This is a genomic window from Qipengyuania sp. NPDC077563 (assembly GCF_044901345.1).
Classification (GTDB): domain Bacteria; phylum Pseudomonadota; class Alphaproteobacteria; order Sphingomonadales; family Sphingomonadaceae; genus Qipengyuania; species Qipengyuania aestuarii.
Genome location: NZ_JBJDPC010000002.1, coordinates 510,927 through 522,820 on the forward strand (window position 1 = coordinate 510,927; position 11,894 = coordinate 522,820).

The 11,894-nt window shown below is 61.5% G+C and carries 13 protein-coding genes and 1 tRNA gene; 8 read left to right on the top strand and 6 right to left on the bottom strand.

Features of this window, described 5'->3' with window-relative positions; genetic code table 11:
* Positions 1-14: 14 nt before the first annotated feature.
* Positions 15-911: a hydrogen peroxide-inducible genes activator gene (locus ACI2I1_RS08460; RefSeq protein ID WP_404678757.1), complete on the bottom strand. Its 897-nt coding sequence runs from the start codon at positions 909-911 to the stop codon at positions 15-17.
* A 116-nt stretch (positions 912-1,027) separates the two neighbouring features.
* Positions 1,028-2,254, bottom strand: coding sequence for a ribonuclease D (rnd, locus tag ACI2I1_RS08465; RefSeq protein ID WP_224811349.1), 1,227 nt, complete (start codon positions 2,252-2,254; stop codon positions 1,028-1,030).
* A gap of 158 nt (positions 2,255-2,412) precedes the next feature.
* Here rnd and aspS point away from each other — a divergent pair, with 158 nt between their 5' ends.
* On the top strand, positions 2,413-4,269 hold the full coding sequence (gene aspS, locus ACI2I1_RS08470) for an aspartate--tRNA ligase (RefSeq protein ID WP_404678758.1): 1,857 nt from the start codon (positions 2,413-2,415) through the stop codon (positions 4,267-4,269).
* Between the two features lie 25 nt (positions 4,270-4,294).
* Here the strand turns inward: aspS and ACI2I1_RS08475 are convergent, their stop codons facing one another.
* Positions 4,295-4,690, bottom strand: a complete 396-nt coding sequence (locus ACI2I1_RS08475; protein WP_404678759.1) for a hypothetical protein — start codon at positions 4,688-4,690, stop codon at positions 4,295-4,297.
* A gap of 77 nt (positions 4,691-4,767) precedes the next feature.
* Positions 4,768-5,199, bottom strand: coding sequence for a PA2169 family four-helix-bundle protein (locus ACI2I1_RS08480; RefSeq protein WP_404678760.1), 432 nt, complete (start codon positions 5,197-5,199; stop codon positions 4,768-4,770).
* Between the two features lie 155 nt (positions 5,200-5,354).
* On the opposite strand from ACI2I1_RS08480, the gene ACI2I1_RS08485 reads away from it, so the two are divergent.
* The 6 genes from ACI2I1_RS08485 to ACI2I1_RS08510 all read left to right on the top strand — a co-directional run bounded on the left by ACI2I1_RS08485 (position 5,355) and on the right by ACI2I1_RS08510 (position 10,018).
* On the top strand, positions 5,355-5,591 hold the full coding sequence (locus ACI2I1_RS08485; protein WP_006834437.1) for an acyl carrier protein: 237 nt from the start codon (positions 5,355-5,357) through the stop codon (positions 5,589-5,591).
* Positions 5,592-5,688: 97 nt separating this feature from the next.
* The gene (gene fabF, locus ACI2I1_RS08490) at positions 5,689-6,948 is read left to right on the top strand and encodes a beta-ketoacyl-ACP synthase II (RefSeq protein WP_404678761.1); all 1,260 of its coding nucleotides are present in this window, start codon (positions 5,689-5,691) and stop codon (positions 6,946-6,948) included.
* 1 nt (position 6,949) lies between these two features.
* Positions 6,950-7,918, top strand: a complete 969-nt coding sequence (gene mltG, locus ACI2I1_RS08495; protein WP_404678762.1) for an endolytic transglycosylase MltG — start codon at positions 6,950-6,952, stop codon at positions 7,916-7,918.
* The gene (locus tag ACI2I1_RS08500) at positions 7,915-8,433 is read left to right on the top strand and encodes a 2'-5' RNA ligase family protein (RefSeq protein WP_224811355.1); all 519 of its coding nucleotides are present in this window, start codon (positions 7,915-7,917) and stop codon (positions 8,431-8,433) included. The genes mltG and ACI2I1_RS08500 overlap by 4 nt, the downstream gene beginning before the upstream one ends.
* 76 nt (positions 8,434-8,509) lie before the next feature.
* Positions 8,510-8,586 (top strand) — tRNA-Met (locus ACI2I1_RS08505).
* A 178-nt stretch (positions 8,587-8,764) separates the two neighbouring features.
* Complete coding sequence (locus tag ACI2I1_RS08510; protein ID WP_404678763.1) at positions 8,765-10,018, top strand: tyrosine-type recombinase/integrase; 1,254 nt, start codon at positions 8,765-8,767, stop codon at positions 10,016-10,018.
* 7 nt (positions 10,019-10,025) lie between these two features.
* On the opposite strand, the gene ACI2I1_RS08515 is transcribed toward ACI2I1_RS08510, so the two are convergent.
* On the bottom strand, positions 10,026-10,229 hold the full coding sequence (locus tag ACI2I1_RS08515; RefSeq protein ID WP_404678764.1) for a DUF5818 domain-containing protein: 204 nt from the start codon (positions 10,227-10,229) through the stop codon (positions 10,026-10,028).
* Complete coding sequence (locus ACI2I1_RS08520) at positions 10,226-10,810, bottom strand: lytic transglycosylase domain-containing protein (protein ID WP_404679157.1); 585 nt, start codon at positions 10,808-10,810, stop codon at positions 10,226-10,228. Before ACI2I1_RS08520 ends, ACI2I1_RS08515 begins: the two co-directional genes overlap by 4 nt.
* A gap of 145 nt (positions 10,811-10,955) precedes the next feature.
* Between ACI2I1_RS08520 and ACI2I1_RS08525 the strand changes: the two genes are divergently transcribed.
* Complete coding sequence (locus ACI2I1_RS08525; protein ID WP_404678765.1) at positions 10,956-11,891, top strand: toprim domain-containing protein; 936 nt, start codon at positions 10,956-10,958, stop codon at positions 11,889-11,891.
* Positions 11,892-11,894 lie beyond the last annotated feature (3 nt).

The following is an 11,894-nucleotide window of genomic DNA, read 5'->3' on the forward strand; positions in this document are numbered from 1 at the left end:
GGCCGGGGCGCCTGCTAGCCCGCCCGCAATTCCTCGGCCAGCAGCTCGAAATCGTCGCGGCGGGGCGAATTCTTGCGCCAGATCAGCGCGATCTCGCGGCTGGCCTGGCTCGATTTCAGCGGCCGCGCCACGACTTCGGTGCCATTGAGAATGCCGGCATCCACGGCCATTTCGGGCAGCATGGTCAGGCCCAGACCATTGTCGACCATTTGCACCAGCGTATGCAGGCTGGTGCCGATCATGGTGGTCGACCCGCGCAGTTCGGGCCGGTTGCAGGCCGCCAGCGCGTGATCCTTGAGGCAGTGCCCGTCTTCCAGCAGCAGCAGGCGGCCATCGTCGATCATGTCGGCGGTGACCGTTGCGGGCGGATCGCGGGGATCGTCCTTGGGGAATGCGACGTACAGCGGATCGTCGGCGATATGCGCCTTCTCCACCTCGCCGGTGGCGAAGGGCAGGGCGAGCAGCACGCAATCGACCCGGCCGTGCTGGAGCGATTCGACCGCATCATGGCTGGTTTCCTCGCGCAGGAAGAGTTCCAGATCGGGCCGTTCCCGTCGCAGGCGCGGCAGGAAGCGCGGCAGCATGAAGGGCGCGATGGTGGGGATCACGCTCATGCGCAGCTGCCCGGCGAGCGGCTTGCCCGCGGCCTGGACCAGATCGGCCAGTTCCTCGGTCTCGCGCAGCACGCGGTGCGCCTTGTCGACCACCTGATTGCCCAGCGCCGTGAACCGCACCACGCGGCGGCTGCGCTCGACCAGCGTCACGCCCAGCAGCGATTCCAGCTCGCGAATGCCCGCCGACAGCGTCGATTGCGACACGAAGCTGGCATCGGCGGCGCGGCCGAAGTGCCCGTGTTCGTGCAGGGCGACGAGATATTGCAGCTGCTTGAGGGTGGGGAGGTAAGTTGACATTATGCTACGCCCTTAACCGTTCGCCCTGAGCTTGTCGAAGGGCTGCACTTCACTTTCGAGGTGCCATTCGAAGAAAAAGAAGGTGCTTCGACAGGCTCAGCACGAACGGGTTGGGATTACCCAACCTCGCTGGCGGTGATCACTTCGTCCTGCGCGGCGGCCATCATCCCGGCGCGTACATCGTCGACATGGGTCATCAGCAGGCGGCCATCCTTCACCGCGAAGGCGAGCCGGCCTTCGACCAGTTCGAGCGCGTCCTTGCCAAACACTTCATAGCGCCAGCCTTCGAGGATTGGCAGTTTGCGTACGCCGGCGGCCAGCGCCTCCATCTCGTCGGCGCGGGTGAGCAGGCGCGAGGCCACGTCGATCTCGCGCGCGCGGATCTTGAGCAGCAGCTTGAGCAGGTCGGCCACCAGCGCGCCTTCCTTGCCCAGCGGCGCACCGCGCTTGGGCTTGTCGGGCATTTCGTCCTTCGGCAGCGGTTCGGCCTTTTCGAGCACTTTCATCAGACGCTTGCCGATGTCATTGTCTTTCCACGCATTCGACAGGCCGCGGACCTTGGTGAGGTCGGCCTGTTTCTTGGGCGGATGGCTGGCGATATCGGCCAGCGTTTCGTCGCGCATGATGCGGCCGCGCGGGATGTTCTTGTGCTGGGCTTCGGTTTCGCGCCAGGCGGCCAAGCCCTTGAGCCGGCCGAGGACGGTGGGGTTGCGGCCGGGCGAGCGGATGCGTTTCCAGGCGATTTCGAGGTCGTTGGCATAGTTCGCCGGATCGGCCAGCTTGTCCATTTCCGCATCGAGCCAGACGCCGCGCCCCGTCTTGATGAGCTTGGCGAGGATCTTGGGGAAGATCTTGGACAAATGGGTCACATCGCCGATGGCGTATTCGATCTGGCGATCGGTCAGCGGGCGGCGGCTCCAGTCGGTGAAGCGAGCGCCCTTGTCGACCGTGATGCCGAGCCAGCTTTCGACCAGATTGGCATAGCCGATCTGTTCGTTCTGGCTGATCGCCATCATCGCGATCTGGGTGTCGAAGATGGGGTGGGGCGTCTTGCCGGTGAAATTGTAGACGATTTCCACATCCTGCCCGCCGGCGTGGAAGACCTTGAGGACCTCCTCGTTCTCGCACAGCAGGTCCCACAGCGGGGTCAGGTCGATATCGTCGGCAAGCGGATCGATGGCCGCGGCTTCTTCCTCATTGGCGATTTGCACGAGGCAGAGTTCCGGCCAATAGGTGTTTTCGCGCATGAATTCGGTGTCGACCGTGACGAAGTCGCTTTTCGCGAGGCGCTCGCACAGTTCGGCGAGAGTGTCGGTGTCGGTAATCAGATCGTGTATTTTCATCGTATCATTTCTGTCTGTCGAGCGGAGTACCACTCCCGCACCGCGAGCGAACTTGACAAAAGCCCGCTGGTGCCCTGTTAGCGCGCGCGATTCCGAGTTAAGGAGCCGCCACGCCCGCGCCCTTAGCGCCATACATCCTAAATTGGAAAGAATTCCAGATGCACGCCTATCGTACCCACACCTGCGCACAGCTGACCAAGGACAATGTCGGCGACACCGTTCGCCTGTCGGGCTGGGTGCACAACAAGCGCGACCACGGCGGCGTGCTGTTCGTCGACCTGCGCGATCATTACGGCATCACCCAAATCGTCGCCGATAGCGACAGCCCCGCGCTGCCGGTGCTGGAAAAGCTGAAGCTGGAATCGGTGGTCACCATCGACGGCACGGTAAAGGCGCGTGACGAAGTGGCGGTGAACAAAAATCTGCCGACCGGCGAGATCGAGGTCTTCGCCCGCGAGGTGGAAATCCAGAGCCGCGCCGAGGACCTACCGCTGATCGTCAACCAGGCGGAAGACTATCCGGAAGAGACGCGCCTCAAATACCGCTTCGTCGATCTGCGCCGCGAGCGCGTGCACAACAACATCATGCTGCGCAACCGGGTCATCACCAGCCTGCGCCAGCGCATGATCGCGCAAGGCTTCAGCGAATTCCAGACCCCGATCCTGGGCGCATCGAGCCCCGAAGGCGCGCGCGACTATCTGGTCCCCAGCCGCCTGCATCCGGGCAAGTTCTACGCGCTGCCGCAGGCCCCGCAGATGTTCAAGCAGCTGCTGATGGTGGCCGGTTTCGACCGCTATTTCCAGATCGCGCCCTGTTTCCGCGACGAAGACCTGCGCGCCGACCGCAGCCCCGAATTCTACCAGCTCGACTTCGAGATGAGCTTCGTAACGCAAGAAGACGTCTTCCAGGCGATCGAACCGGTGCTGGCCGGCGTGTTCGAGGAATTCTCGGGCGGCAAGACGGTGACGCCTGCGGGCGAATTTCCGCGCATTCCCTATGCCGAAGCGATGCTGAAATACGGCAGCGACAAACCCGATCTGCGCAACCCGCTGATCATCAGCGACGTCACCGATCACTTCACCACGTCCGGCTTCGGCCTGTTCGAGAAGATCGTCGGCGGCGGCGGCCGCGTGCGCGTGGTCCCGGCCCCGAACACGCATGAAAAGAGCCGCAAGTTCTTCGACGAGATGAACGACTGGGCGCGCCGCGAAGGCTTCGCCGGGCTCGGCTACGTCACCCGCAAGGGCGGCGAATTCGGCGGCCCGATCGCGAAGAACCACGGCACCGAAGGCATGGAAAAGCTCTATGCCGAACTGGGCCTGGGCGAAAACGACGGCCTGTTCTTTGCCGCTGGCAAGGAAAAGGACGCCGCCAAGCTGGCCGGTGCCGCGCGTACCCGCGTGGCCGAGGAGCTGGGCCTGATCGAGGAAGGCTGCTTCAAGTTCTGCTGGATCGTCGACTTCCCGATGTTCGAATATGACGAAGACGCCAAGAAGGTCGATTTCAGCCACAACCCCTTCTCCATGCCGCAGGGCGAGATGGAAGCGCTGGAAACCAAGGACCCGCTGGATATTCTCGCATGGCAGTATGACATCGTCTGCAACGGTTACGAGCTGTCTTCGGGCGCCATCCGTAACCACCGCCCGGACATCATGTACAAGGCTTTCGAGATCGCCGGTTACAGCCAGGAAGACGTCGACGCGAACTTCTCCGGCATGATCGAGGCGTTCAAGCTGGGCGCACCGCCGCATGGCGGCTCGGCCCCGGGGATCGACCGGATCGTGATGCTGCTGGCCGACGAGCCGAACATCCGCGAGGTGATCGCATTCCCACTCAACCAGAAAGCGCAGGACCTGATGATGGGCGCGCCGAGCGTGGTCGCTCCGAACCAGCTGCGCGATGTGCATGTCCGTCTCGCCCCCAGCGCGCTCGAAGCGCAGAAGAATGCGAGCGCTGCGGAAAAGACCGACATGAACTCCGAAGCCACCAAGCGCGACGCTCCGCCAGAAGGCTGATCGCCGCCGCTCCCAAGGCTGAAGCTTATGGGTAGGTGCGATTGACGATGAAAGCGTCGCCCCGGCAGTTGCCGGGGTTGCGCGCCCATGTGATGTTCTCGTCGATCGTTTTGTAGCCGCCTTGGAAACGGGCAGCGCTGCCCAGTGCAATGCGGGCACCTCCATTTTCCTTGGGCAGGACGATCACGCCGCCTTCAAGCCGCGTGCCGAGGGGCATGATCAGATTGACGGGCGGCTGAACCTCTCCGCCGAGGACCGGCTCGATAATCAGGCAGCGATCGATCAGGTCCACTTGACCTTCCACAGTCGCCCCCAGATCGATCCCGGCATATTCATAGCTGGGAAAAGGGGGCGGGGCAGGCATCGTGGCGCAACCGGTGAGCGCGGCGATGAACGGAGCGAGCGAAAACGATAGGCGCATTCTCAGCGAACGCTTTGCACACGAAAAAGGGCGCGAAGCCTAAGCTCCGCGCCCTCCTTCAAACGACTACTCGGTGATCAGTCGTATTGCTTCGAAATCATGTCGCCGAACCGCTCACCTTCGCAGATTTCATTATAGCACTGCTGCACGATTGCACGTTCCTGCGCTTCGAGCTGGTCGCCGTTGAGCGCCTTTTCGAACTTGCCCTTGATGTAGTCTTCGCCTTCCTCGACGCGCTCTGCCGCGGCTTCGTCATCACTTTCGAATGCCGAGGTAATGCTCTGCCACATCTGGTGCGCTTCGCCTGTCAAGGTGCCCTTGGTCACGAGCTCGTCGCCCTGACGCTCCAGCTCGGCGTTCATCTGGCGCAGCGTGGCTTCACGCTGGATGCCGCGCTGCTGTAACGCCTGCTTGAGCTGGGGATTGTTGGCTTTTTCACCTGCCTGGCGATAGCCTTCGACCGAATCGAAGGTGGTGTCGGTAAGGCTCTTGAAGGTTGTGGTAGCCATTGAAATGTCTTCCTTTTTCGAATTGGGTATTGCACACTCAATGCTCAAAAGCGCCAATGGGTTCGGTGAAGGAGACGAGTTGCCCTTGCGCTGCGCTGCGGCGTTGACTAGGGCGATGGCCAACTATCAAACCCCCAAGACTGAGAGGGAAAAGAATGAGCGATACTGCCGACCGCGTGCAGAAGATTGTCGTCGAGCATCTCGGCGTCGAGGCCGACAAGGTCACCCAGGAAGCCAGCTTCATCGATGATCTGGGCGCAGACAGCCTCGACATCGTCGAACTGGTGATGGCGTTCGAAGAAGAATTCGGCGTGGAAATCCCCGACGATGCGGCTGAGAAGATCACCACCGTCGGCGATGCGACCAAGTATATCGAAGAGCACAAGGGCTAAGCCCCAAGCTTTTCACGACCCGTACCTTGCGTGCGGGACTGGACAGGCCCGACCCTGACGATGGGCCGGGCCTGTTGTCTTTTTTGCGGAGAAATTCATGCGTCGTGTGGTCGTTACCGGACTTGGCCTCGTCACCCCGTTGGGCGGAGACGTCGAAACCAGCTGGGCCAACCTGATTGCTGGCAAGAGCGGGGCGGGGCAGATCACCCGTTTCGATGCCTCGAACCAGAAGGCGACGATCGCCTGCGAGGTGAAAGACAAAGACCACCCCTGGGGCTTCGATGCCGACAAGCGCGTCGATCCCAAGATCCAGCGGCAGGTCGATCCCTTCATCGTCTTCGGCCTCGATGCCGCCGGTCAGGCGCTCGAGGATGCCGGTCTGATGGAGATGGATGAAGCGACGCGCGAACGCGCCGGTGTCTCGATCGGCGCGGGGATCGGCGGTCTGCCGGGCATCGAGAAGGAATCGGTCAATCTGCATGAACGCGGCCCCGGCCGTGTCAGCCCGCACTTCGTCCACGGACGCATCATCAACCTGATCAGCGGCCAGGTTTCGATCCGCTACGGCCTGATGGGCCCGAACCACGCCGTCGTAACCGCCTGTTCGACCGGCGCGCATTCGATCGGCGATGCGGCGCGCATGATTCGCGACGACGACGCCGACATCATGCTGGCGGGGGGCGCGGAATCGACCGTCAACCCGCTGGGCATTGCCGGTTTCGCGCAGGCGCGTGCACTCAATACCGACATGAACGACCAGCCTGAAAAGGCGAGCCGCCCCTATGACAAGAACCGTGCCGGTTTCGTCATGGGCGAGGGCGCCGGCGTCGTCGTGCTGGAAGAATACGAACACGCGAAGGCGCGCGGTGCGCAGATTTACGCCGAAGTCGTCGGCTATGGCATGTCGGGCGATGCCTATCACGTCACCGCCCCGCATCCCGAAGGCCGCGGCGCGGAACTGGCCATGCGCATGGCGCTGAAGAAGGCCGGGCTCGAACCCTGCGACATCGATTACGTCAACGCTCACGGCACTTCGACCATGGCCGACACGATCGAACTCGCTGCGGTAAAGCGCGTGCTTGGCGAAGATCTGTGCGGTGCTTCGATGAGCAGCACGAAATCCGCCATCGGCCATCTGCTCGGCGGCGCTGGCGCGGTGGAAGCGGTGTTCTGCATCCTTGCCATCCGCGACCAGATCGTTCCTCCCACACTGAACCTCGACGATCCAGACGAAGGCACGGAAGGCGTCGACCTGGTGCCGCACGAGGCCAAGAAGCGAGAAGTCGAGGCAGTCCTGAACAACAGCTTCGGCTTTGGCGGGACGAATGCATCGCTGATCATGCGAAAGGTCGACTGACATGAAGAAGCTCGGCCTCGTACTGGGGGCCGTGGTCCTGATAGGGCTGGCGGGCCTCGTATGGTTCGCCAGCGGCTGGTACGGCTCGGCCGATGTCGAGGAGGACACCAGCTTCATCGTGCCGCAGGGTTCGACGCTGACTGCCGTCGCGCGCCTGCTGGACGAGGAAGGACTGATCGATTCGTCGGACAGTTTCCTGCTGCGGGCGAAGGTGCTGGGTTCGGGCGATCCGATCCAGGCGGGCGAGTTTCTCATTCCGGCTGGCGCAAGCGCGTCGCAGATCCTCGACACGTTCCAGAACGGCCAGGTGATCCGCCGTTTCGTCACCGTGCCCGAAGGCCTGCCCTCTATCATGGTGTGGGAACGCTTGATGGCGGAAGACTTGCTGACAGGCGAAGTACCAGTCCCCGAAGAAGGCTCGATCCTGCCCGATACCTATGATTTCGAACGGGGTGAGAGCAGGGCATCCGTGGTGGCCCGCATGCAGGCGGCTATGGACGAATATCTCGCCGATTCTTGGGCCAAGCGCACGTCGAAAGCCGTGGTGAAATCTCCCGAAGAAGCAGTCATCCTCGCGTCGGTGGTGGAGAAGGAAACGGCCGTCCCCGACGAACGGCGCATGGTGGCTGGCGCGCTGTCGAACCGCGTGCGCATCGGTATGTCGCTGGGCGCCGATGCGACCACGATCTATCCCATCACCAAGGGCAAGCCGCTGGGCCGGCGCATCAAGATCTCCGAGCTGCGCGACAAGAACCCCTATAACACGCGGGCGATTGCGGGCCTGCCCATCGGACCGATCACCAATCCGGGGCGCGAGGCGATTGCCGCCGTGCTCGATCCTGCCGAGACCAAGGCGCTCTATTACGTGGCCGATGGCAGCGGAGGCCATGTCTTCGCCGAGACCCTCGACGAACATAATCGCAATGCGGCAGCGTGGCGCAAGCTGCGGCGCGAGCGCGGCGAAATTTGAGCGAGGCGGACGCCCCTCTGATCCTGACGGCGGAGCTTCCGCCCGAGCTGCATCATCGGTACACAGCCTTGCGCACCGAGCATTTCCCGCCGGAGCGCAACTATCTCGAAGCGCATGTCACGCTGTTCCACGCAATCCCTGCACAATGCGAGGATGAGCTGCGCCGATATCTGGCGCGCCTCGCGGGCGAGGTCGCCCCGGTCCGCGGGCAGGTGGAAGGGCTGATGTCGCTTGGCGGGGGAACTGCGATCAAGCTGTCCAGTCCGGACCTGCTGGCCCTGCGAGACGAGATTGCCGAGCATTTCCGCGGGCTCCTGACCCAGCAGGACCAGCACCGGCCGCGGCTGCACGTGACGATCCAGAACAAGGTCACGTCGAAGGAAGCAAAGGCATTGCAGGCGCGGCTTTCGGGCACGATCGAGACCCGCGAAATCGCTTTTCCCGGCCTTGCGCTGCATGCCTATCGTGGCGGTCCATGGGAATTTATCCGCCGGTTCGCTTTTAGGGGGAAATGAGTGTTGACCGTGGGGCCTTCCCGCCCTAAATGCGCCGCCTGCCGAGCGGGCATCTGCCCGCCGCGCGGCCCTTTGGGGCGGAGTAGCTCAGGTGGTTAGAGCAGCGGAATCATAATCCGCGTGTCGGGGGTTCGAGTCCCTCCTCCGCTACCAATCTCGAATCCGCATGGATTCGCTTGCTTCCGCATGCATCCATAAAATTCAATTAAAACAGAATGATGTGAATGATTCGCGTCCGCTTGCGTGCGCATGCATTCGCTTGAAGCCGGATTTGGTGTGGGGGTATTTTGGGGGTATTTTCCGGGGGTAGCGAAAAGGAGCGATACCCCCAATGGCCTTGAGTGAAATTCAGATCAAAAAAGCGAAGGCGGCTGAGCGTCCATACAAGCTTGCGGATGGGGAGGGATTATTCCTCTTGGTGCAAAAGAACGGCTCGAAGCTCTGGCGGCTGAAATACCGGTACCACGGGAAAGAGAAGCTGCTTTCTTTCGGTGCCTACCCCGAAGTCGGAATAGCAGCCGCAAGAGAGCTCAAGAGAGCTGCCAAGGGTGTGCTGGCCGAAGGCAGGGACCCGATGGTTCACAAACCGGGTCGGGACTTCGAAGAGGCTAAGACCTTCAGGGCGATTGCCACCATGTGGCATGAGAACAGAGCAAGTAGTCTCAATCCCGCCCATGCGAAGCGTGTGTGGTCGCGGATGGAGCAGGACGTGCTTCCTGTCTTGGGCGAGCTCATGATGCATGAGATAACTCCACCAGAAGTCCTGAAGATCATTCGGAAGATCGAGGAGCGCGGCGCGCTCGACATCAGTCGACGGGCCAAGCAATGTATTGGTCAGGTATTCCAGTTCGCGATTGCCAGCGGACTATGCGATTCCGATCCAACGGCGCATCTTCGGGGGGCTTTGAAGCCACGTCCTCGGGTCAAGCATATGGCGAAGCTGCCTCTGGCACAGCTGCCCGAACTCATCATCAAGATGGAGCGATACCAGGAAGAGGGTGAGAGACGATCCGAAATTACGCGGGCGGCATTGACCTTTGCTCTTCTTACATGGGTCCGGACAAAGGAACTCCGGTTTGCCAAGATGCAAGAGTTTGAAGATCTAGCTGGAAACTCACCAGTTTGGCGCATTGGCGCTGATCGGATGAAAATGGGCCGCGAGCATATCGTGCCATTGTCGCGACAAGCCGCTTCTCTTGCTCAAGATATGATCAGCAAGTCCGAAGGCGAATACGTCTTTCCAGGCCAGAACCCCAAGATGCCACTTTCCGAGAATACGATGATCTATGGTCTCTATCGGCTCGGTTACCACGGGCGACAAACTGTTCACGGCTTCAGGGGTCTGGCGAGCACCTGGGCGAATGAGCAGCTGGTCGAGGTCGGCGATCCACCGATGTGGATCCGCAGATATCATGAAGACTGGGTCGAACTGCAATTGGCACACAGCGAAGAGAACGAGGTTCGCGGGGCATACAATGCTGCCGAATATCTCGCTCCCCGTCGTGCAATGCTGCAGGATTGGGCAGACTTCCTCGATTCCATCGGCGGCAAAGCACAAAACATAGCTGTGTTGAGAGCCGCTTGACCTGCTCCTAGGCGGGCACCTGCCCCAGCCATTCGACGCGAAGGCGGTCGAACCCGACAACGATACCCTCTGCGGTAACCTCAAATCCAAAGTCTTCGTTCGAGGGTTCGTAGTCTTCGAGAACCCAATGATCTCCGGCATCGGTTACAATTGCAGTTCCCCGAGGAAGGTGCTCGAGCCGTCCGCTGATCCTTTTCCGATTCGTAGTCATATCGAGCTGTATGCCATCCATCGGCCGATAACGCTCTTCACATATCCAGGTGTTTCCCGATTTTCCGGTATCCCGCCGGCTCGCGACACGGCGCCGGGTCCAGCATTGTATGCAGCCAGCGCCATATGGATCGCACCGAAGCGCTCTAGCATCTGCTTCAGATACCGCGCGCCGCCATCGATGTTCTGAGCTGGGTCGTGACGATTGCTCACACCAAGTTCCCTTGCCGTTCCCGGCATGAGTTGAGCGAGCCCAGCGGCGCCAGCCGGACTGATCGCCATCGGGTTGAACCGCGATTCCTGCCAAATCAGGGCCTGAAGCAGTCGAGGTGGCAATTGGTATCGCGCTTCAGCTTGCCGGATGAGTGGTTCGTACAAAGCTTCCTTGAAGCTTCTATCGATATAAGCCTTGCCGCCTTCTGGCTTGCCCAAGTAGATTGCAGTCGGGTTGAAAGCGCGCCCTTTGTCGGTTGTAGCCTCAACTGTGGCGAGGTCATGGTCGAAGACCTGAAACTCCTGCGCGCGCGCGGATCCCGAAATCGCAATCGCGAGCGCAGCGCAACCGCAGGCCACCAGAGACATTCGCATCGAATTACCTTTCACCTTGCCTCGATCCGCAAGAGAACATAAATAGAACGAATGGGTGTAGGAAAACGTTTTTTTGCAAGTTTATCCGAGAGGAGAGGGGTTCGTCTGGAGGGGGCAATTGTGAGGCGATGGAGCCGGTATGCCCGTTTCGAATTCAACCCTGTCACGTACCTCGCTTGAAGACACCGCCCGCAAGATCTGCGAAAGCCGAGGGGGCAAAGGGTCCGGCACAAAGGGGATGGCCTGCTGCCCCGCGCATGATGACCGCACGCCGTCTCTGAGTGTGTCGCTCGGCCGACAGGCTATCCTCTTCCACTGTTTCGCGGGGTGCGATCAGCAGGGCGTACTGTCTGCATTGGCGCGTGAAGGTTTCGAGGCACCGGCGCTTTTTTCAGGTTCTGCGATCACCAACGAACCCGAATCGACCAGCACCCGCAAACCCTCGGCGGCAGCGCTGAGGATCTGGCGCGATGCACAGCCACTGCGTGCCAGTCCGGCAAAAGCCTATCTGGAGAGCCGCGACATCCTCGCCGCATCGGCGGCGCTGCGCTTCCACCCACGAACGCCGCTTGGCCCGAAAGGACGGACCCGCTTTCTGCCCGCCATGATCGCGGCAGTCAGCCTCGACGAGGGGCCGATCGCCATCCACCGCACGTTCCTATCGGGCGATGCCAAGGCCGACTTCGACAAACCGAAGCGCGCGCTCGGCGCGCTCGGTGAAGCTGCTGTCCGCCTCTTCGCTCCGGCCTCCGGCAAGCTCGGACTTGCTGAGGGGGTCGAGAGCGCGATGTCGGCCTATGCTCTCACCGGTATTCCCGTCTGGGCGACCCTGGGCAATGAGCGCTTCGGCCTCGTCAGCGTGCCCGAGAGCGTGACCGAGCTTCATCTCTTCGTCGATCACGATGCTGGCGGCGAGCTGGCTGCGTCGCGTGGCCTTGCTGCTTATGCCCGTGAAGGACGGACGATCCATGTTCGCAAGCCTTCCTCGCGCGGTACCGACTGGAACGATGAACTGACAGCATGGCTGCGCCGCAAAGCGGCGCCGTGGAGGAGAGAGGGCTTCTCGAATTCCTGATCC

What these genes read in the sequence shown, in the direction of transcription:
- ACI2I1_RS08460 (WP_404678757.1), bottom strand. Translation starts at nt 911, where the DNA reads ATGTCAACTTACCTCCCCACCCTCAAGCAGCTGCAATATCTCGTCGCC.
- rnd (WP_224811349.1), bottom strand. Translation starts at nt 2,254, where the DNA reads ATGAAAATACACGATCTGATTACCGACACCGACACTCTCGCCGAACTG.
- aspS (WP_404678758.1), top strand. Translation starts at nt 2,413, where the DNA reads ATGCACGCCTATCGTACCCACACCTGCGCACAGCTGACCAAGGACAAT.
- ACI2I1_RS08475 (WP_404678759.1), bottom strand. Translation starts at nt 4,690, where the DNA reads ATGCGCCTATCGTTTTCGCTCGCTCCGTTCATCGCCGCGCTCACCGGT.
- ACI2I1_RS08480 (WP_404678760.1), bottom strand. Translation starts at nt 5,199, where the DNA reads ATGGCTACCACAACCTTCAAGAGCCTTACCGACACCACCTTCGATTCG.
- ACI2I1_RS08485 (WP_006834437.1), top strand. Translation starts at nt 5,355, where the DNA reads ATGAGCGATACTGCCGACCGCGTGCAGAAGATTGTCGTCGAGCATCTC.
- fabF (WP_404678761.1), top strand. Translation starts at nt 5,689, where the DNA reads ATGCGTCGTGTGGTCGTTACCGGACTTGGCCTCGTCACCCCGTTGGGC.
- mltG (WP_404678762.1), top strand. Translation starts at nt 6,950, where the DNA reads ATGAAGAAGCTCGGCCTCGTACTGGGGGCCGTGGTCCTGATAGGGCTG.
- ACI2I1_RS08510 (WP_404678763.1), top strand. Translation starts at nt 8,765, where the DNA reads ATGGCCTTGAGTGAAATTCAGATCAAAAAAGCGAAGGCGGCTGAGCGT.
- ACI2I1_RS08515 (WP_404678764.1), bottom strand. Translation starts at nt 10,229, where the DNA reads ATGACTACGAATCGGAAAAGGATCAGCGGACGGCTCGAGCACCTTCCT.
- ACI2I1_RS08520 (WP_404679157.1), bottom strand. Translation starts at nt 10,810, where the DNA reads ATGTCTCTGGTGGCCTGCGGTTGCGCTGCGCTCGCGATTGCGATTTCG.
- ACI2I1_RS08525 (WP_404678765.1), top strand. Translation starts at nt 10,956, where the DNA reads ATGCCCGTTTCGAATTCAACCCTGTCACGTACCTCGCTTGAAGACACC.